The organism is Enterococcus sp. 6D12_DIV0197 (genome assembly GCF_002174385.1).
GTDB classification, from domain to species: Bacteria; Bacillota; Bacilli; order Lactobacillales; family Enterococcaceae; genus Enterococcus_D; species Enterococcus_D casseliflavus.
Window position 1 is genome coordinate 439,958 of record NZ_NIBN01000001.1, and the last position, 18,807, is coordinate 458,764.

29 protein-coding genes are annotated in these 18,807 nt (G+C 42.6%); 27 read left to right on the top strand and 2 right to left on the bottom strand.

What is annotated here, in order from left to right:
• Nucleotides 1–245 precede the first annotated feature (245 nt).
• The 4 genes from rpsL to tuf all read left to right on the top strand — a co-directional run bounded on the left by rpsL (nt 246) and on the right by tuf (nt 4,701).
• A complete protein-coding gene (rpsL, locus tag A5867_RS02115) occupies nt 246–659 on the top strand; it encodes a 30S ribosomal protein S12 (protein ID WP_003127956.1) in 414 nt (137 codons plus the stop codon).
• Nucleotides 660–729: 70 nt separating this feature from the next.
• Nucleotides 730–1,200 carry a 30S ribosomal protein S7 gene (rpsG, locus tag A5867_RS02120; RefSeq protein ID WP_003127957.1) on the top strand — a complete coding sequence of 157 codons (471 nt, stop codon included), beginning with the start codon at nt 730–732 and terminating at the stop codon, nt 1,198–1,200.
• A gap of 80 nt (nt 1,201–1,280) precedes the next feature.
• Nucleotides 1,281–3,365, top strand: a complete 2,085-nt coding sequence (fusA, locus tag A5867_RS02125) for an elongation factor G (RefSeq protein ID WP_005226900.1) — start codon at nt 1,281–1,283, stop codon at nt 3,363–3,365.
• A 148-nt stretch (nt 3,366–3,513) separates the two neighbouring features.
• On the top strand, nt 3,514–4,701 hold the full coding sequence (tuf, locus tag A5867_RS02130) for an elongation factor Tu (RefSeq protein ID WP_005226902.1): 1,188 nt from the start codon (nt 3,514–3,516) through the stop codon (nt 4,699–4,701).
• A 128-nt stretch (nt 4,702–4,829) separates the two neighbouring features.
• On the opposite strand, the gene A5867_RS02135 is transcribed toward tuf, so the two are convergent.
• The gene (locus A5867_RS02135; RefSeq protein WP_010748613.1) at nt 4,830–5,555 is read right to left on the bottom strand and encodes a nitroreductase family protein; all 726 of its coding nucleotides are present in this window, start codon (nt 5,553–5,555) and stop codon (nt 4,830–4,832) included.
• Nucleotides 5,539–6,984, bottom strand: coding sequence for a PLP-dependent aminotransferase family protein (locus tag A5867_RS02140; protein ID WP_074934450.1), 1,446 nt, complete (start codon nt 6,982–6,984; stop codon nt 5,539–5,541). Before A5867_RS02140 ends, A5867_RS02135 begins: the two co-directional genes overlap by 17 nt.
• 107 nt (nt 6,985–7,091) lie before the next feature.
• On the opposite strand from A5867_RS02140, the gene thiD reads away from it, so the two are divergent.
• The 23 genes from thiD (at nt 7,092) to secY (ending at nt 18,761) form a co-directional block, all read left to right on the top strand.
• Complete coding sequence (thiD, locus tag A5867_RS02145) at nt 7,092–7,922, top strand: bifunctional hydroxymethylpyrimidine kinase/phosphomethylpyrimidine kinase (RefSeq protein ID WP_087626777.1); 831 nt, start codon at nt 7,092–7,094, stop codon at nt 7,920–7,922.
• Between the two features lie 341 nt (nt 7,923–8,263).
• A complete protein-coding gene (gene rpsJ / locus A5867_RS02150; protein ID WP_003127966.1) occupies nt 8,264–8,572 on the top strand; it encodes a 30S ribosomal protein S10 in 309 nt (102 codons plus the stop codon).
• Between the two features lie 22 nt (nt 8,573–8,594).
• Complete coding sequence (gene rplC, locus A5867_RS02155; RefSeq protein WP_003127967.1) at nt 8,595–9,224, top strand: 50S ribosomal protein L3; 630 nt, start codon at nt 8,595–8,597, stop codon at nt 9,222–9,224.
• 29 nt (nt 9,225–9,253) lie between these two features.
• Nucleotides 9,254–9,877: a 50S ribosomal protein L4 gene (gene rplD / locus A5867_RS02160; protein WP_005226910.1), complete on the top strand. Its 624-nt coding sequence runs from the start codon at nt 9,254–9,256 to the stop codon at nt 9,875–9,877.
• On the top strand, nt 9,877–10,170 hold the full coding sequence (locus A5867_RS02165; protein WP_005226911.1) for a 50S ribosomal protein L23: 294 nt from the start codon (nt 9,877–9,879) through the stop codon (nt 10,168–10,170). Before rplD ends, A5867_RS02165 begins: the two co-directional genes overlap by 1 nt.
• Nucleotides 10,171–10,209: 39 nt before the next feature.
• The gene (gene rplB, locus A5867_RS02170; RefSeq protein ID WP_005226912.1) at nt 10,210–11,043 is read left to right on the top strand and encodes a 50S ribosomal protein L2; all 834 of its coding nucleotides are present in this window, start codon (nt 10,210–10,212) and stop codon (nt 11,041–11,043) included.
• A 42-nt stretch (nt 11,044–11,085) separates the two neighbouring features.
• Entirely contained in the window at nt 11,086–11,364 is a 279-nt protein-coding gene (gene rpsS / locus A5867_RS02175) for a 30S ribosomal protein S19 (RefSeq protein ID WP_005226914.1), read from the top strand.
• Between the two features lie 23 nt (nt 11,365–11,387).
• Nucleotides 11,388–11,735 carry a 50S ribosomal protein L22 gene (rplV, locus tag A5867_RS02180; RefSeq protein WP_003127973.1) on the top strand — a complete coding sequence of 116 codons (348 nt, stop codon included), beginning with the start codon at nt 11,388–11,390 and terminating at the stop codon, nt 11,733–11,735.
• A gap of 13 nt (nt 11,736–11,748) precedes the next feature.
• The gene (rpsC, locus tag A5867_RS02185; RefSeq protein ID WP_005226916.1) at nt 11,749–12,405 is read left to right on the top strand and encodes a 30S ribosomal protein S3; all 657 of its coding nucleotides are present in this window, start codon (nt 11,749–11,751) and stop codon (nt 12,403–12,405) included.
• Nucleotides 12,406–12,407: 2 nt separating this feature from the next.
• The gene (rplP, locus tag A5867_RS02190) at nt 12,408–12,842 is read left to right on the top strand and encodes a 50S ribosomal protein L16 (RefSeq protein WP_005226918.1); all 435 of its coding nucleotides are present in this window, start codon (nt 12,408–12,410) and stop codon (nt 12,840–12,842) included.
• Entirely contained in the window at nt 12,832–13,020 is a 189-nt protein-coding gene (gene rpmC, locus A5867_RS02195; RefSeq protein ID WP_002288664.1) for a 50S ribosomal protein L29, read from the top strand. The genes rplP and rpmC overlap by 11 nt, the downstream gene beginning before the upstream one ends.
• 24 nt (nt 13,021–13,044) lie before the next feature.
• Complete coding sequence (gene rpsQ / locus A5867_RS02200; RefSeq protein ID WP_003128005.1) at nt 13,045–13,311, top strand: 30S ribosomal protein S17; 267 nt, start codon at nt 13,045–13,047, stop codon at nt 13,309–13,311.
• Nucleotides 13,312–13,371: 60 nt separating this feature from the next.
• Entirely contained in the window at nt 13,372–13,740 is a 369-nt protein-coding gene (gene rplN / locus A5867_RS02205; protein ID WP_003128006.1) for a 50S ribosomal protein L14, read from the top strand.
• 35 nt (nt 13,741–13,775) lie between these two features.
• Nucleotides 13,776–14,087, top strand: a complete 312-nt coding sequence (gene rplX / locus A5867_RS02210) for a 50S ribosomal protein L24 (protein ID WP_003128007.1) — start codon at nt 13,776–13,778, stop codon at nt 14,085–14,087.
• Nucleotides 14,088–14,114: 27 nt separating this feature from the next.
• Entirely contained in the window at nt 14,115–14,654 is a 540-nt protein-coding gene (gene rplE, locus A5867_RS02215; protein ID WP_005227088.1) for a 50S ribosomal protein L5, read from the top strand.
• An 18-nt stretch (nt 14,655–14,672) separates the two neighbouring features.
• Complete coding sequence (locus A5867_RS02220) at nt 14,673–14,858, top strand: type Z 30S ribosomal protein S14 (protein ID WP_003128010.1); 186 nt, start codon at nt 14,673–14,675, stop codon at nt 14,856–14,858.
• A gap of 32 nt (nt 14,859–14,890) precedes the next feature.
• A complete protein-coding gene (rpsH, locus tag A5867_RS02225) occupies nt 14,891–15,289 on the top strand; it encodes a 30S ribosomal protein S8 (RefSeq protein WP_005227093.1) in 399 nt (132 codons plus the stop codon).
• Nucleotides 15,290–15,320: 31 nt separating this feature from the next.
• Nucleotides 15,321–15,857: a 50S ribosomal protein L6 gene (rplF, locus tag A5867_RS02230; RefSeq protein ID WP_005227095.1), complete on the top strand. Its 537-nt coding sequence runs from the start codon at nt 15,321–15,323 to the stop codon at nt 15,855–15,857.
• Nucleotides 15,858–15,914: 57 nt separating this feature from the next.
• Nucleotides 15,915–16,271: a 50S ribosomal protein L18 gene (rplR, locus tag A5867_RS02235; RefSeq protein WP_081118833.1), complete on the top strand. Its 357-nt coding sequence runs from the start codon at nt 15,915–15,917 to the stop codon at nt 16,269–16,271.
• A 20-nt stretch (nt 16,272–16,291) separates the two neighbouring features.
• Nucleotides 16,292–16,792 carry a 30S ribosomal protein S5 gene (rpsE, locus tag A5867_RS02240; RefSeq protein ID WP_003128014.1) on the top strand — a complete coding sequence of 167 codons (501 nt, stop codon included), beginning with the start codon at nt 16,292–16,294 and terminating at the stop codon, nt 16,790–16,792.
• 13 nt (nt 16,793–16,805) lie between these two features.
• Nucleotides 16,806–16,985, top strand: coding sequence for a 50S ribosomal protein L30 (gene rpmD / locus A5867_RS02245; RefSeq protein ID WP_003128015.1), 180 nt, complete (start codon nt 16,806–16,808; stop codon nt 16,983–16,985).
• Between the two features lie 40 nt (nt 16,986–17,025).
• Nucleotides 17,026–17,466 carry a 50S ribosomal protein L15 gene (rplO, locus tag A5867_RS02250; protein WP_003128016.1) on the top strand — a complete coding sequence of 147 codons (441 nt, stop codon included), beginning with the start codon at nt 17,026–17,028 and terminating at the stop codon, nt 17,464–17,466.
• The gene (gene secY, locus A5867_RS02255; RefSeq protein ID WP_087626778.1) at nt 17,466–18,761 is read left to right on the top strand and encodes a preprotein translocase subunit SecY; all 1,296 of its coding nucleotides are present in this window, start codon (nt 17,466–17,468) and stop codon (nt 18,759–18,761) included. The genes rplO and secY overlap by 1 nt, the downstream gene beginning before the upstream one ends.
• Nucleotides 18,762–18,807 lie beyond the last annotated feature (46 nt).

Below are 18,807 nucleotides of genomic sequence, written 5' to 3' on the forward strand. Positions count from 1 at the left end.
ATTTGCGGTTTTTTTCGTAACAGATTTCTTTTGAAAAAAGCTTAGGAGGATACTTGACAGGTAAGAATAAGCATGATATTCTATCAAAGGTGCTTTATCTACAGGTCTCTCGTTGGAGACGTGCTGACTGTCTATCAAAGCATAGTTGATATGAATGCAGAGAATGCATTATTTTTTATCGCAAAAAAAGAACCACCTGGATGTGTGGGACTATAAAGCGAATCAAGGAAGGAGGACAACTAGGGATGCCTACAATTAATCAATTAGTACGTAAACCTCGTAAATCCAAGGTTGAAAAATCAAATTCACCAGCATTGAACAAAGGATATAACAGTTTCAAGAAAGCTCAAACGAATGTTAACTCACCTCAAAAGCGTGGGGTAGCTACTCGTGTGGGAACTATGACACCGAAAAAACCGAACTCAGCTCTACGTAAATATGCGCGTGTTCGTTTGTCAAACTTGATTGAAGTGACAGCTTATATTCCAGGTATCGGACACAACTTACAAGAACACAGCGTGGTCTTGTTACGTGGTGGACGTGTAAAAGACTTACCAGGGGTACGTTACCATATCGTTCGTGGTGCATTGGATACTGCCGGTGTTAACGATCGTAAACAATCTCGTTCTAAATATGGTACAAAACGTCCTAAAGCTTAATCTTTAAGACAAACAGATCAAATGAATCTTATTTAAATCAGAACTGATATCTCGGAAGGAGGAGTTACGGATGCCTCGTAAAGGTCCTGTTGCAAAACGTGATGTTTTACCAGATCCTATTTATAACTCAAAATTAGTAACTCGTTTGATCAACCGTGTAATGGTTGATGGTAAACGCGGTGTTGCTGCAAATATTATCTACAATGCTTTTGGCATTATCAAAGAATCTACAGGAAATGATCCATTGGAAGTTTTCGAACAAGCAATGAAAAACATTATGCCTGTATTGGAAGTTAAAGCTCGCCGTGTCGGTGGTTCTAACTACCAAGTACCAGTAGAAGTACGTCCTGAACGTCGTACAACTCTAGGTCTTCGTTGGGTGGTAAACTATGCTCGTTTGCGTGGCGAACACACAATGGAAGAACGTCTTGCAAAAGAAATCATGGATGCAGCGAACAACACTGGTGCTTCTGTGAAAAAACGCGAAGACACACACAAAATGGCGGAAGCCAACCGCGCATTTGCTCACTATCGTTGGTAAGATCCTCACTGCTTTTTATTGGAAGGTACTGAGACAACCTTAGCTTAAGTTAAGTAAGAATGAGAGGGGAACAACCTAGAATGGCAAGAGAATTTTCGCTAGAAAAAACTCGTAATATCGGGATCATGGCCCACGTTGACGCTGGTAAAACAACGACAACTGAACGTATCCTTTATTACACAGGTAAAATCCATAAAATTGGTGAAACACATGAAGGTGCTTCTCAAATGGACTGGATGGAACAAGAACAAGAACGTGGGATCACAATCACTTCTGCTGCGACAACTGCGCAATGGAAAGAAAACCGCGTAAATATCATCGACACACCAGGACACGTGGACTTCACAATCGAAGTGCAACGTTCATTGCGTGTACTTGATGGTGCTGTAACTGTGTTGGACTCACAATCAGGTGTAGAACCTCAAACAGAAACAGTTTGGCGTCAAGCGACAGATTACCGCGTACCGCGTGTTGTATTCTGTAACAAAATGGACAAAATTGGTGCAGACTTCTTATACTCTGTATCAACTTTACATGATCGTTTACAAGCAAATGCTCACCCAATCCAATTACCAATTGGTGCGGAAGATGACTTTACTGGTATTATCGACTTAGTAAAAATGAAAGCTGAAATCTACACAAATGACTTAGGAACTGAAATCCAAGAGACTGAAATTCCTGAAGAATACGTAGAATTAGCTGAAGAATGGCGCGAAAAATTAATCGAAGCTGTTGCTGATACTGATGAAGAACTAATGATGAAATTCTTGGAAGGTGAAGAAATCACTGAAGAAGAATTGAAAGCTGGTATTCGTCAAGCAACATTGACTGTTGACTTTTTCCCTGTTCTTTGCGGATCTGCCTTTAAAAACAAAGGGGTTCAATTGATGTTGGATGCAGTCATCGACTACTTGCCTTCACCACTTGATGTTCCTGCGATTAAAGGGATCAATCCTAAAACAGACGAAGAAACTGATCGTCCGGCTGACGATGAAGCACCATTTGCTTCATTAGCATTTAAAGTAATGACTGACCCATTCGTAGGTCGTTTGACATTCTTCCGTGTGTATTCAGGTATCTTGAACTCTGGATCATACGTATTGAATGCTTCAAAAGGCAAACGCGAACGTATCGGTCGTATCCTACAAATGCACGCCAACACTCGTGCTGAAATCCAAACAGTATACTCAGGCGATATCGCCGCTGCTGTTGGTTTGAAAGACACAACAACTGGGGATACACTATGTGATGAAAAATCACCAGTAATCCTTGAATCAATCGAATTCCCAGAACCAGTTATCGAAGTCGCTGTTGAGCCTAAATCAAAAGCTGACCAAGATAAAATGGGGGTTGCTTTACAAAAACTTGCTGAAGAAGATCCATCATTCCGTGTGGAAACAAACGCTGAAACAGGCGAAACTGTTATCGCTGGTATGGGAGAACTTCACTTGGACGTCTTAGTTGACCGTATGCGTCGCGAATTTAAAGTTGAAGCAAACGTAGGTGCGCCTCAAGTTTCTTATCGTGAAACATTCCGTGCAGCAACACAAGCGGAAGGTAAATTTGTACGTCAGTCTGGTGGTAAAGGTCAATACGGTCACGTATGGGTCGAATTTACACCAAACGAAGAAGGTAAAGGCTTCGAATTCGAAAACGCGATTGTCGGTGGTGTGGTTCCTCGTGAATACATCCCAGCAGTTGAAAAAGGACTTGAAGACTCAATGGCGAACGGTGTCTTAGCCGGTTACCCATTAGTAGACATCAAAGCAAAACTTTATGATGGTTCATACCATGATGTCGATTCAAGTGAAACTGCCTTCCGTGTTGCAGCTTCTATGGCTTTACGTGCTGCAGCGAAGAAAGCAAACCCAGTAATTCTTGAACCAATGATGAAAGTAGTTATCACTGTACCAGAAGATTACTTAGGTGATGTTATGGGTCACGTAACTGCTCGTCGTGGACGCGTAGAAGGAATGGAAGCACACGGTAACTCACAAATCGTGAACGCAATCGTGCCATTAGCTGAAATGTTCGGTTACGCAACAACACTTCGTTCATCAACACAAGGTCGCGGTACGTTCATGATGACATTTGATCACTATGAAGATGTACCTAAATCTGTTCAAGAAGAAATCATCAAGAAAAACGGCGGCAAAGCTGAATAATTGATGGAAGTATAGGAAATTAAGTAAAAAGCTATATTTTTTTCTGAGTTTCGTGTACAATATTATCGATGATAAGGGATGGGGAGCTGCGGCTCCCTACCTATCAAATATAAAAAATAAACTGCATTTTTAGGAGGAACATTTTAAAATGGCAAAAGAAAAATTTGACCGTTCTAAACCCCACGTAAACATTGGTACGATCGGACACGTTGACCATGGTAAAACTACACTTACAGCTGCTATCACAACTGTATTATCTAAAAAAGGTTTGGCTCAAGCTTCAGCTTACGACCAAATCGATGGCGCTCCAGAAGAACGCGAACGCGGAATCACTATCTCAACTGCTCACGTTGAGTACGAAACTGAAGCACGTCACTATGCTCACGTTGACTGCCCAGGACACGCGGACTACGTTAAAAACATGATCACTGGTGCTGCTCAAATGGACGGCGCGATCTTAGTAGTATCTGCTGCTGATGGTCCTATGCCTCAAACACGTGAACACATCTTGTTATCACGTAACGTTGGTGTACCATACATCGTTGTTTTCTTAAACAAAATGGATATGGTTGATGACGAAGAATTACTAGAATTAGTTGAAATGGAAGTTCGTGACTTATTGTCAGAATATGACTTCCCAGGCGACGATGTTCCTGTAATCGCTGGTTCTGCTTTGAAAGCTCTTGAAGGAGATGCTTCATACGAAGAAAAAATCATGGAATTAATGGCTGCAGTTGACGAATACGTTCCAACTCCAGAACGTGACACTGACAAACCATTCATGATGCCAGTCGAAGACGTATTCTCAATCACTGGACGTGGTACTGTTGCTACAGGCCGTGTTGAACGTGGACAAGTTCGCGTTGGTGACGAAGTTGAAATCGTTGGTATTGCTGAAGAAACTGCTAAAACAACTGTAACTGGTGTTGAAATGTTCCGTAAATTGTTAGACTATGCTGAAGCAGGGGATAACATTGGTGCATTGCTACGTGGTGTTGCTCGTGAAGACATCCAACGTGGACAAGTATTGGCTAAAGCTGGTACAATCACACCTCATACAAAATTTAAAGCTGAAGTTTACGTTTTAACAAAAGAAGAAGGTGGACGTCATACACCATTCTTCACTAACTACCGTCCTCAGTTCTACTTCCGTACAACTGACGTAACTGGTGTTGTTGAATTACCAGAAGGAACTGAAATGGTTATGCCTGGTGATAACGTAACAATCGACGTTGAATTGATCCACCCAATCGCTATCGAAGACGGAACTCGTTTCTCAATTCGTGAAGGCGGACGTACTGTTGGTTCAGGCGTTGTAACTTCAATCCAAGCTTAATTTGATTGATCGAAGAGCAAAAGCGTACGCGCTTTTGCTCTTTTTTTGACTCTTGTAGAAAAAAAGCCGCTCTCTCTAGCGTGGATGAATCCGTTACGGTTCATCGAAGCTAAAGAGAGCGGTGCTTTTTATTTTATTAGTTTTTGCTTCTTCAAGAAGGCGTCAAATCCTTGGTCAGGACGATTGCTGTAAAAGCCAGCGAATTTTTCTGACCATGGTTTGGTCTCGCGGGCTTCTCCAAAAGCAGTCATCGTTTGATCGTACGCTTCGATCGCCTCATAAGAATAGTCCTGATAATGGTTGTAATGAATGACCGCTTCTTCTGGCAAGCGAGGTTTGACCTTCATTTCTACGATTGGTTTACCGATGCTCAAACCAGCCACAGGATAGACATATTCTGGTAAGTGCAACAATTCAGCGATTTTGGCGCTGTCTTTGCGGACACTGCCAGAAATGACGGTGCCTAAGCCCAGTGATTCAGCAGCGATCGCACCAGATTGCAAAGCGATGCTGGCATCAGTGGTGGCGATCAATAGTGGCTGATAGCCCTCATCGATTGGATAGGGAGTCTGTTTTTCGTCAGCAACTTTTTTGGTTCGGTTTAAATCAGCTAAGAATAGCAGAAAGAGTGAACTTGCTGCGATATGAGGATTGCCAGGATTCCATTCGACCATTTGTTGGCGAATCTGCGGGTCGTCGATCACTAAGATCGAATAGGCTTGCCCGTTCATCCAGCTAGGTGCTTGACGAGCCGCAGTCAAAATCGCGGTTACTTGCTCTTGGCTCAAGCGGTAGTCAGGATCAAATTGTCGGTAAGTGCGGTGGTTGTGTAAAAGCTCAATGGTTTCGTTCATAGGTTTGCTCCTTTAACTGTTGGGTGATTTTTGTGAATCGTTCTTGAAATCGCGGTAAATCATCTTTGGCTAAGCGGGTATAGTTCAAACGCAAGCCATTCGTATCGTTACTGAAAAGAAACGCAGGTGCTACTAAGCAATCGTTCGCCAAAAAGAGTGCCCAATCTTTGCGAGTCAATGTGCGGTGACGCCAAGTCAACCACAGGTAAAGACCACCTTTCGTCGGCTGCCATTGCCAATCCTCCTGAAATGCCTGCAAGAGTTGGAGTAAGTCTTGCTGACGCTGGGCCATTTCTGCAAGCAGTGTCCGCTGTTGCTGGTGGTAATCAAAGGAGCGTAAGGCGATGTTGGCAAGGACTTGCGGGAAGATCGTGGTATCGATCGCCATCCGTTTTTTCGCTTGGGCAAATTGGTCGGCTAACGCTTCTGGCACCAAAAGCCAGCCGATTTTGATGGATGATCCTAGTAATTTGGAAAGCGAACCTAAATAAATGACGGTTTCGGGAGCCATGGATTTTAGCTTGGGCGGTACTTTCTCAAAAGCCAACTCGCTAAAAACATCGTCTTCTATGATCGGTACTTGGTAGGTCTGGCAAAGGCGGATGATCGCTTGGCGCCGATGGTCACTCATAGTATGACCCGTTGGATTTTGGAAGGTGGGATTCAGATAGACGAATTTGATCTTCTTTTCCTTCAACACTTTTTCCAATGCCGCAGGCCGCATCCCTTCGCTATCTTGCTTGATCCCGATCAGCTGGACATTCATCGTGGAAAACAAGGGGAGAGAGAACAAGAAAGAAGGGTCCTCTGTCGCGATACAATCCCCCGCATGCAATAAGACTTGCATTAGCAAGGTGATTCCTTGTGTCGATCCAGCAGTGATCACTAGTTTTTGTCCGTTGGTGGGCAAATTGAAGGAATCAGCAAGGTGCTGCAATAAGATTTCTTGCAAAGGTTCATAACCCGTCGGTAATACTTTGGTGCTTTCCTTGCGAATCTCTTCCCAGGTAAAGGCAGGAAACGTGAAATCGGGGATCAGATCGGCAGGTAGATCACCTGTGTACAGATCCAGCACATCCTTCTCGGTGCGCAAATGCTGAATCTGTTGAACGTAAGGGTCTTGCTGCAGATAAGGGCTGCTTAAAGACGAGCGCAAATAAGAAAGTGGCGTTTGGCGGTTCCCCCAACGGCCTTCCAATACACGAGAGCCGCTGCCTTGTTTTCGTTCGATCCATCCTAAGCTTTTTAATTCATCTAACGCTTTGACGACGGTGGAACGATTGACGCCAAAAGTCTGGGCGAGGCTGCGCTCTGGTGGCAAACGATCCCCAGGTCCATAGATTCCCGCTTGGATCTCTTCGATAAAATGAGTCACGATCTGCTGGTAAATCGGTTGTTTCTTCTGTTTGTCGATACTTGATGAAGCCATCCTGCACCACCTTTTTCAATTGGATGGTTTAAAAATAAGCCAAATGGCTCTTTTCGTCAAGGGGAAGATTGACTATACTTAGCAAAAAGCACAAGGAGATGAGGAAGATGGAAAAAGTCCTATCAATTGCTGGGTCAGATTCAACCGGAGGTGCCGGTATCGAAGCAGATTTAAAAACATTTCAGGAATATGGTGTCTTTGGTTTTGCCACGATCGCTTCGATCGTCACGATGGACCCACAAGCAGGTTGGAGCCATGAAGTAACAGCGATGGAAACAGCGCTTGTCGAAAAACAATTGATCGCTGCTTTTGCAGGTGATCCGATGGATGCTCTGAAAACGGGCATGTTAGGCAATGAAGACAATATTGTCCAAGCTGCGCAGATGATCCAACAGCAGCAAGTCAAAAATGTGGTGATCGATCCTGTCATTGCTTGCAAAGGGACTGCAGAAATCTTACAGCCAAAAAGCGTCGATGCCATCATCACGCATTTGTTGCCGTTAGCAGATGTTGTCACCCCTAATTTAGTAGAAGCGGGGATTCTTTCAGGTTTGGGTGATTTGACGAGTGTGGAGGCCATGAAGCAAGCTGCTGAAAAAATCCATGAATTAGGTGCTAAATACGTCGTGATCAAAGGGGGGCATCGCTTGCCAGGAGCAAAAGCCGTTGACCTCGTTTATGATGGGCAATCCTTCCTCTTGTTAGAAAGTGAAAAAATCGCTACCGATTTCAATCACGGGGCAGGCTGCGCCTTTTCAGCTGCGATCGCTGCTGGTCTTGCAAAAGACAAACCCGTCGTGGAAAGCGTTCGGTTAGCGAAAGCCTTTGTCACAGCGGCAATCAAAGAAGGAGTGGTGATCAATCCTTATGTGGGTCATGTGTGGCATGGTGCCTATACCCACGCCCAAGACCGTATGCAGGAGGAAGCGCCGCAATAGCAGGTTTTCTTCTATAATAAATGGGAAATGAAGAAGTGCTTAAAAGAAGCGGTCAACGCTTCTTTTTTTGTGTTACGAAACCAAAAGAAAATTTTCTGAAAGAAATGCAAAAGAATCCCGGTTTTTCCATAAAAAAAGCTTGCAATCAATGTTTATCCGTAATATAATCATAAAGGTGCTGTTTACGTAAATACGTAAGTCACACTGGCAGCAAAGAAATTTTCTGCCGGCTACGAAACGAGAGGTTGCGACACGCCCGGACGCTTTGCCATGGACGAGCGTGACGGAAAATTTTCGTGGAGCTATGTCTACTTTTCAAAATAGGCGAAGGAGGGAAAACAATGGCAAAACAAAAAATTCGTATCCGTTTAAAAGCGTATGAACATCGTATTTTAGATCAATCAGCGGATAAAATCGTAGAAACTGCAAAGAGAACTGGAGCTGGCGTATCTGGTCCAATTCCATTACCAACTGAACGCAGCTTGTACACGATCATCCGTGCGACGCACAAATACAAAGATTCACGCGAACAATTCGAAATGCGTACACACAAACGTCTAATCGACATTGTGAATCCAACACCAAAAACTGTTGATGCTTTAATGAAGCTAGACTTGCCAAGCGGTGTTAATATCGAAATCAAACTATAATAATTAAGATGGAGGTGTAATCATGACCAAAGGAATCTTAGGGAAAAAAGTGGGAATGACTCAAATCTTCACTGAATCTGGCGAATTGATTCCAGTAACTGTAGTAGAAGCTACACCAAACGTAGTGCTACAAGTGAAAACAATCGAAAATGACGGCTACGAAGCAATTCAAGTCGGCTACCAAGATATGCGTGAAGTTTTGTCTAACAAACCTGCGAAAGGTCATGTTGCAAAAGCAAACACGGCTCCTAAGCGCTTCATTCGCGAATTCAAGAATGTAGAGCTAGAGGGCTTAGAAGTAGGATCAGAAATCAAAGTTGATATTTTTGAAGCAGGAGACATCATCGATGTAACCGGCACTTCGAAAGGTAAAGGATTCCAAGGCGTTATCAAACGTCACGGACAAAGCCGCGGACCAATGGCTCACGGTTCTCGTTACCACCGTCGTCCTGGATCAATGGGTCCAGTTGCACCTAACCGTGTATTCAAAAACAAACGTCTTGCTGGACGTATGGGCGGAAATCGCATCACGATCCAAAACTTGGAAATCGTACGCGTAGACGCAGAACGCAACGTTATCTTGATCAAAGGTAATGTACCTGGCGCGAAAAAATCATTGATTACAATCAAATCAGCTGTGAAAGCTAAATAAGTAGATAGGAAGAAAGGAGGAACTAAGGAATGCCGAATGTAGCATTATTCAAACAAGATGGAAGCCAAAATGGCGAAATTACATTGAACGAAGAAATCTTCGGAATCGAACCAAATGAATCAGTTGTCTATGATGCAATCATCATGCAACGCGCTTCATTAAGACAAGGAACACACGCTGTGAAAAACCGCAGTGCCGTTCGTGGCGGTGGCCGTAAACCATGGCGCCAAAAAGGAACTGGACGTGCCCGTCAAGGTTCAATCCGTTCACCACAATGGCGTGGAGGTGGCGTAGTCTTCGGACCAACACCACGTTCATACAGCTACAAACTTCCTAAAAAAGTTCGTCGCTTAGCAATGAAATCTGTATTGTCAGAAAAAGTTGCTTCAAATAACTTGGTAGCAGTAGAAGGATTAAGCTTTGATGCTCCAAAAACAAAAGAATTCAAACAAGTTTTAGCTAACTTGACAATTGACTCTAAAGTATTGGTAGTTTTAGAATCTGAAAACGACTTTGCCGCTTTATCTGCGCGCAACTTGCCAAAAGTTTCTGTAGTTACTGCTGATAACATTAGTGTTTTAGACATCGTTTCTAACGACAAAATGTTAGTGACACAAACTGCTCTTACTCAGATCGAGGAGGTGCTTGCATAATGAACTTACTAGACGTTATTAAACGCCCAGTGATCACTGAAAAATCAATGCTTGCCATGGATGACAAGAAATACACTTTTGAAGTGGACACAAAAGCTAACAAAACTTTAGTAAAACAAGCTGTAGAAGCTGCCTTTGACGGAGTGAAAGTGGCAAACGTGAACATCATCAACGTTCGTCCGAAATTCAAACGCATGGGTAAATATGCAGGATATACAAAAAAACGTCGCAAAGCTGTTGTGACTTTAACTGAAGATTCTAAAGAAATCCAAATTTTCGAAGCTGCTGAATAAGCAACTCACGCATAAACTTTACATGGGAGGGAAAAAGACGTGGCGATTAAAAAGTACAAACCTACCACGAACGGCCGTCGTAATATGACAAGTTCTGATTTCGCTGAAATCACAACTTCAACACCAGAAAAAACATTGTTAGCTCCTTTGAAAAACAATGCTGGTCGTAACAACAACGGACGTATCACGGTTCGTCATCAAGGTGGCGGTCACAAACGTCAATACCGTTTGATCGATTTCAAACGTAACAAAGACAACGTCGTTGCTACGGTTAAAACGATTGAATATGATCCAAACCGTTCTGCTAACATTGCGTTAGTACATTACGAGGATGGAGTAAAAGCATACATCTTAGCACCTAAAGGATTAGAAGTTGGCATGACTGTCGTTTCTGGTCCAGATGCAGATATTAAAGTAGGGAATGCATTACCACTAGAAAACATTCCAGTCGGTACTGTTATCCACAACATCGAAATGAAACCTGGTAAAGGTGGACAATTGATTCGTTCAGCTGGAACAAGTGCTCAAGTACTTGGTAAAGAAGGCAAATACGTATTGATCCGCTTGAACTCTGGTGAAGTACGGATGATCTTAGCATCATGTCGTGCAACAATCGGTTCTGTTGGTAATGAACAACACGAATTGATCAACATCGGTAAAGCCGGTCGTTCTCGTTGGATGCGCAAACGCCCAACTGTACGTGGTAGCGTAATGAACCCTAATGATCACCCACACGGTGGTGGTGAAGGTAAAGCACCAATCGGACGTAAAGCACCAGTTTCTCCTTGGGGACAACCTGCACTTGGTTACAAAACACGTAACAAAAAAGCAAAATCAGACAAACTTATCGTTCGTCGTCGTAAAACTAAGTAATATACTTGACCGTGTGTCGCACATTTTGAGAGGAGGTACACCATGGGTCGTAGTTTGAAAAAAGGACCTTTTGTCGATGACCATTTGATGAAAAAGGTCGAAGCACAAGAAGGCGCTGAAAAGAAAAAAGTGATCAAAACTTGGTCACGTCGTTCTACAATTTTCCCTAATTTTATCGGATTTACAATTGCTGTGTATGATGGACGGAAACATGTACCAGTTTACATCCAAGAAGACATGGTAGGACACAAATTAGGTGAATTTGCACCAACAAGAACTTATCGCGGACATGCTGCCGATGATAAGAAAACAAGACGCTAATTTTGAGGGGAGGATATCCAAAAATGGCAGAACAAATCACATCAGCGAAAGCAACTGCTAAAACAGTCCGCGTTTCTCCTCGTAAATCTCGTCTAGTTATTGACTTAATCAGAGGGAAAAGCGTTGCTGAAGCAATCGCGATCTTAAAGTTCACACCAAACAAAGCAGCTGGAATCATCGAGAAAGTCTTGATGTCAGCTATTGCCAATGCAGAAAATAATTTTGACTTAGATGTTGAAAACTTGATTGTTTCTGAAGCATTCGTAAACGAAGGACCAACGATGAAACGTTTCCGTCCACGTGCGAAAGGTTCAGCTTCACCGATCAACAAACGTACAAGTCATATTACTGTAGTCGTATCAGAAAAATAAGGAGGGACAATCAGTGGGTCAAAAAGTACATCCAATTGGAATGCGTGTAGGCATCATCCGTGACTGGGATGCTAAATGGTATGCTGAAAAAGAGTATGCTGAATTTCTACATGAAGATTTGAAAATCCGTAAATTTATCGCATCTAAACTTGCTGATGCCGCTGTGTCTACAGTTGAGATCGAGCGTGCAGCAAACCGCGTGAATATTTCAATCCACACAGCTAAACCAGGTATGGTTATCGGTAAAGGCGGATCTGAAGTCGAAAACCTAAGAAAAGAATTAAATAGCCTAACTGGCAAACGAGTTCACATCAACATCGTTGAAATCAAAAAACCAGATTTAGATGCTAAATTAGTAGGCGAAGGAATCGCACGTCAATTAGAAAACCGTGTTGCTTTCCGTCGTGCTCAAAAACAAGCGATCCAACGCACAATGCGTTCTGGCGCTAAAGGAATCAAAACACAAGTTTCTGGCCGTCTAAATGGTGCGGATATCGCTCGTTCAGAAGGTTACTCAGAAGGAACCGTTCCACTTCATACATTACGTGCGGACATTGATTACGCATGGGAAGAAGCAGATACAACATACGGCAAACTAGGAGTTAAAGTGTGGATTTATCGTGGAGAAGTTCTTCCAACTAAAAAGAACACTGAGAAAGGAGGGAAATAAACATGTTAGTACCTAAACGTGTAAAACACCGTCGTGAGTTCCGCGGAAAAATGCGTGGCGAAGCGAAAGGCGGAAAAGAAGTAGCATTCGGTGAATACGGCTTACAAGCTGTTGAATCACACTGGATCACAAACCGTCAAATCGAAGCTGCCCGTATCGCAATGACTCGTTATATGAAACGTGGCGGGAAAGTATGGATCAAAATTTTCCCTCACAAATCTTATACTGCCAAAGCTATCGGGGTACGTATGGGTTCTGGTAAAGGGGCTCCTGAAGGATGGGTATCACCAGTTAAACGTGGTAAAATCATGTTTGAAATTGCCGGTGTACCTGAAGAAGTTGCGCGCGAAGCGCTACGTCTTGCTTCTCACAAATTACCAGTGAAAACGAAGATCGTAAAACGTGAGGAAATGGGTGGTGAATCGAATGAAGGTTAAAGAAATCAGAGAATTAACCACTGCCGAAATGCTAGATCAAGAAAAACAATTGAAAGAAGAATTGTTCAATCTTAGATTCCAATTAGCAACAGGTCAATTAGAAAACACTGCACGTATCAAAGAAGTACGTAAATCGATTGCACGCATTAAAACAGTATTGCGTGAACAAGCTAAGTAATAGTGGAAGGAGGCCATTTAGCGTATGACTGAAGAAAGAAATCAACGCAAAGTTTACCAAGGTCGCGTGGTATCAGACAAAATGGATAAAACTATCACTGTTGTCGTTGAAACAAAGAAAAACCACCCTATCTACGGCAAACGTCTGAACTATTCTAAGAAATACAAAGCACACGATGAAAACAACGAAGCAAAAGTTGGCGATATCGTGAAAATTATGGAAACTCGTCCATTATCAGCTACGAAACGTTTCCGTCTAGTAGAGATTGTTGAAAAGGCAGTGATTATCTAATCACACGAGATTTTCCTATATAGATTGTGAATTGCAAAATCTGAAAGGAGGATACACATCGTGATCCAAGCAGAAAGCCGATTAAGAGTGGCGGACAACTCAGGTGCCCGTGAAATTCTAACGATCAAAGTCCTTGGCGGATCTGGTCGTAAAACTGCCAATATTGGTGACGTGATTGTTGCTACGGTTAAACAAGCAACGCCAGGTGGGGTTGTCAAAAAAGGTGACGTCGTTAAAGCCGTTATCGTTCGTACTAAATCAGGAGCTCGTCGTACAGACGGTTCATACATCAAATTCGATGAAAATGCTGCGGTTATTATCCGTGACGATAAGAGCCCTCGTGGAACTCGTATCTTTGGCCCAGTTGCCCGCGAATTGCGTGAAGGCAACTTTATGAAGATCGTTTCCCTAGCACCAGAAGTATTGTAATAGTGATTCTTATCTAAAGGAGGTGCGAAACAAACATGTTTGTTAAAAAAGGCGATAAAGTTAAAGTTATCACTGGTAAAGACAAAAACAAAGAAGGCGTTGTGCTAGCAGCGTTTCCTAAAAAAGACAAAGTCGTTGTTGAAGGTGTCAATGTTGTCAAAAAACACCAAAAACCTTCTCAAACTGCTCCTCAAGGCGGAATCGTTGAAATGGAAGCACCAATTCATGTTTCTAACGTGATGGTGGTTGATCCATCGAACGGTGAAGCTACGCGTGTCGGTTACAAAGAAGTTGACGGCAAAAAAGTCCGCGTTTCTAAGAAAACCGGAGAAGTTCTTGATAAATAATCTGATGAAGGAAGGAGGGGCTAACAGATGAACCGCCTTAAAGAAAAATATTCAAAAGAAGTTGTCCCATCATTAATGGACAAATTTAACTACAGCTCAATCATGGAAGCACCAAAAGTTGATAAAATCGTTATCAACATGGGTGTCGGTGACGCTGTTTCTAATGCTAAAAACTTAGACAAAGCTGTTGAAGAATTACAATTGATCTCAGGTCAAAAACCATTGATCACAAAAGCGAAAAAATCTATCGCAGGATTCCGTTTACGTGAAGGAATGCCAATCGGTGCGAAAGTAACACTACGCGGCGAAAGAATGTATGAATTCTTAGATAAACTAGTAAGTGTGTCATTGCCACGTGTCCGTGACTTCCACGGTGTGAGCAAAAAAGCGTTCGACGGACGCGGAAACTACACTTTAGGTATCAAAGAACAATTGATTTTCCCTGAAGTAGATTATGATTTGATCGACAAAGTACGTGGTATGGATATCGTGATTGTAACAACAGCAAACACAGATGAAGAATCTCGTGAATTGTTGACACAATTAGGCATGCCATTCCAAAAATAAAAAAAGGAGGCGAACTACGTGGCTAAAAAATCAATGATTGCTAAAAACAAACGCCCTGCTAAATTCTCAACGCAAGAATACACTCGTTGTGAACGTTGCGGACGTCCACATTCAGTTTATCGTAAATTTCATCTTTGCCGTATTTGCTTCCGCGAACTTGCCTATAAAGGACAAATTCCCGGCGTGAAGAAAGCTAGCTGGTAAACTATACTCGCATAAAGGAGGTAAATTATCCCATGGTCATGACAGATCCAATTGCAGATTTTCTAACGCGCGTGCGTAACGCAAACATGGTTAAACACGAAAGCCTAGAAGTACCTGCTTCAAAAATCAAACGTGATATCGCTGAAATCTTGAAACGTGAAGGTTTCGTCCGCGATGTTGAATACATTGAAGATGACAAACAAGGCGTGATCCGCGTATTTCTTAAATACGGTAAAAACGGTGAACGTGTTATCACAAACTTAAAACGTATCTCTAAACCAGGCTTGCGTGCTTATGTCAAAGCTGACGAAGTACCAAAAGTATTGAATGGTCTAGGAATCGCGATTATCTCAACTTCTGACGGTGTAATCACTGACAAAGAAGCTAGAGCAAAAAATGTTGGCGGCGAAGTAGTCGCTTATGTATGGTAATTTAAAATATTCCACAAGGAGGTGCCTCTAAGTGAGTCGTATCGGTAATAAGATCGTCGTTCTTCCTGCTGGTGTTGAAATCAAGCAAAACGGAAACGACATTACAGTTAAAGGACCTAAAGGTGAATTAACACGTACTTTCTCTTCTGATATCACAATGAATATCGAAGGAAACGAAGTAACATTCACTCGTCCAAATGATAGTAAAGAAATGAAAACTATCCACGGAACTACCCGTGCAAACTTCAACAACATGGTTGTTGGTGTTTCTGAAGGTTTCCAAAAAGCGTTAGAATTAATCGGGGTTGGGTACCGTGCTCAATTACAAGGGAAAAAACTTGTATTGAACGTTGGTTACTCTCATCCAGTTGAAATCGAAGCGCCAGCTGGAATCGAAATCGAAGTTCCTTCAAACACTTCTGTGATCGTTAAAGGATCAGATAAAGAAGTCGTTGGCGAATTGGCTGCCAATATCCGTGGCGTTCGTCCTCCAGAACCTTATAAAGGCAAAGGAATTCGTTATGTTGGCGAATTTGTACGCCGTAAAGAAGGTAAAACTGGTAAATAGTCGTAATTCTTTACGACTAGCAGCTTAGGCTAGCAAAATTAAAAGAGGTGACAAATTGTGATTACAAAACCAGATAAAAACAAGACACGTCAGAAAAGACATCGTCGTGTACGTAACAAAATCTCTGGTACTGCTGAGTGCCCACGCTTAAACGTGTTCCGTTCGAACAAAAACATCTACGCACAAGTAATTGATGACGTAGCGGGTGTGACGCTAGCAAGTGCCTCTGCCTTAGACAAAGAAGTTTCAGGTGCAACAAAAACTGAACAAGCACAAGCTGTCGGTAAATTAGTCGCAGAACGTGCAGCAGCAAAAGGTATTAAAGAAGTAGTCTTTGACCGTGGTGGATACCTTTACCATGGCCGTGTAGCAGCTTTAGCTGAAGCAGCTCGCGAAAATGGACTGGAATTTTAAGAGAAGGAGGAACACCATTCATGGTTTATATTGATCCAAAACATTTGGAATTAGAAGACCGCGTTGTTGCGATCAACCGTGTAACTAAAGTTGTTAAAGGTGGACGTCGTCTACGTTTTGCTGCATTAGTTGTTGTCGGTGACAAAAACGGACACGTAGGTTTCGGTACTGGTAAAGCACAAGAAGTACCAGAAGCAATCCGTAAAGCAATCGAAGACGCGAAGAAAAACTTGGTGGAAGTACCAATGGTTGGTTCTACAATCCCTCACGAAGTTATCGGTGTATTCGGCGGCGGACGCATCCTTATGAAACCTGCTGTAGAAGGTTCTGGGGTAGCTGCTGGTGGACCAGTTCGTGCCGTATTGGAATTAGCTGGGGTAGCTGATATCACATCTAAATCTTTAGGTTCTAACACACCAATCAACGTTGTTCGCGCAACAGTTGAAGGTTTAAAACAATTAAAACGCGCTGAAGAAGTGGCAGCACTTCGCGGCAAATCAGTAGAAGAATTAATCGGTTAAGGAGGACACTATAATGGCTGAATTGAAAATTACTTTAAAACGCAGTATTATCGGACGTCCCCAAAACCAACGTGATACTGTTAAAGCGTTAGGTCTTACAAAGTTGAATTCAACAGTTGTAAAACCTGCTAATGATGCAATCAAAGGCATGGTTAACACTGTTTCTCACTTAGTGGACGTTGAAGAGGTCTAAGGATCAGCAGATCTAGTTTGATTAAGGAGGTGCCAAACCTATGAAACTTCATGAATTAAAACCATCAGAAGGCTCACGCCAAGTACGTAACCGTGTCGGTCGAGGAACTTCATCTGGTAACGGTAAAACAGCTGGACGTGGACAAAAAGGTCAAAAAGCTCGTTCAGGCGGCGGAGTACGTCTAGGATTCGAAGGTGGACAAACACCATTGTTCCGTCGTTTACCAAAACGTGGCTTTACAAATGTGAACCGCAAAGAATATGCAGTCATCAATCTTGATGTCTTGAACCGCTTTGAAGACGGTGCTGAAGTAACACCTGTTGCTTTACACGAAGCTGGAATCGTCAAAGACGAAAAAGCTGGAATCAAAGTATTAGCTAACGGAGAATTAACGAAGAAATTGACTGTGAAAGCAGCTAAATTCTCAAAAGCAGCTGAAGAAGCAATCGTTGCTGCTGGTGGATCAATCGAGGTGATCTAATGATCAGACTATTGAAGGATGCCTTTAAGGTTAAGGATATTAGATCCAGAATATTGTTCACCGTCTTAATCTTGTTTGTCTTTCGTCTGGGAACACATATTACTGTGCCAGGCGTAGACGCAAGTCGCCTAAATACCATCGCAGATCTACCATTTTTAAACATGTTAAACTTGGTAAGTGGTGGCGCCATGCAACAATTTTCGATTTTCTCGATGGGGGTTTCGCCTTACATCACTGCCTCAATTGTTATTCAGTTGTTGCAGATGGATATCGTCCCTAAATTTGTTGAATGGTCGAAGCAAGGTGAAGTGGGTCGTAAGAAACTAAATCAGGCAACACGTTACTTGACGTTGGTATTGGGCTTTGTTCAATCCATGACATTAACGGCTGGATTTAACTATTACACTCAACTCGGGTTTGTAAACAATCCTAATATGGCAACCTATATCGTGATTGGTCTGATTTTAACAGCCGGAACGATGTTAGTCACTTGGTTAGGAGAGCAGATCACCGAGCGTGGTATCGGAAACGGTGTGTCAATGATCATCTTTGCAGGGATCATTTCACGCTTACCAGCAAGCATCAAAGAATTGATTGAAGATTACTTCATTAACGTGGATCAATCGGATATCTGGCTAAATGCTATCTTTATGGCGCTGCTTGTGATCGCTGTGTTGATCGTCATTACTTTAGTAACGTATGTTCAACAAGCAGAACGCAAGATTCCGATCCAATATACAAAACGGGTAGCAGGAGCGCCTACCAGCAGTTACCTTCCTTTGAAAGTAAATGCTGCCGGGGTTATCCCAGTTATCTTTGCCAGTTCTTTTATTACAACACCAAATGCGATCATTCAAGCATTAGGTAGTTCATATAAAGGAGAAACTTGGTACGACGTGGTGCAAACGATCTTTAGTTACAACACTGTACCGGGTGCGATCATCTATACTGTCTTGATCGTTGCGTTTACTTTCTTCTACGCATTTGTTCAAGTGAACCCTGAGAAATTAGCGGAAAACTTGCAAAAACAAGGAAGTTACATTCCGAGTGTGCGTCCTGGTAAAGGAACCGAAGAATATGTATCACGTTTGTTGATGCGATTAAGCACGGTTGGATCGATCTTTTTAGGATTGGTTGCTTTACTTCCAATCATCGCTCAGATGGCTTGGAATCTACCGCAATCGATCGGTCTAGGTGGAACGAGTCTATTGATCATTATCGGTGTGGCACTTGATACTGCCAAGCAGTTAGAAGGGCTTATGCTGAAACGGAAATATACTGGTTTCATCAATTAAAGTTATTGAAGTGTTGAGGATTTCCTCAACACTATTCAAAAACTTA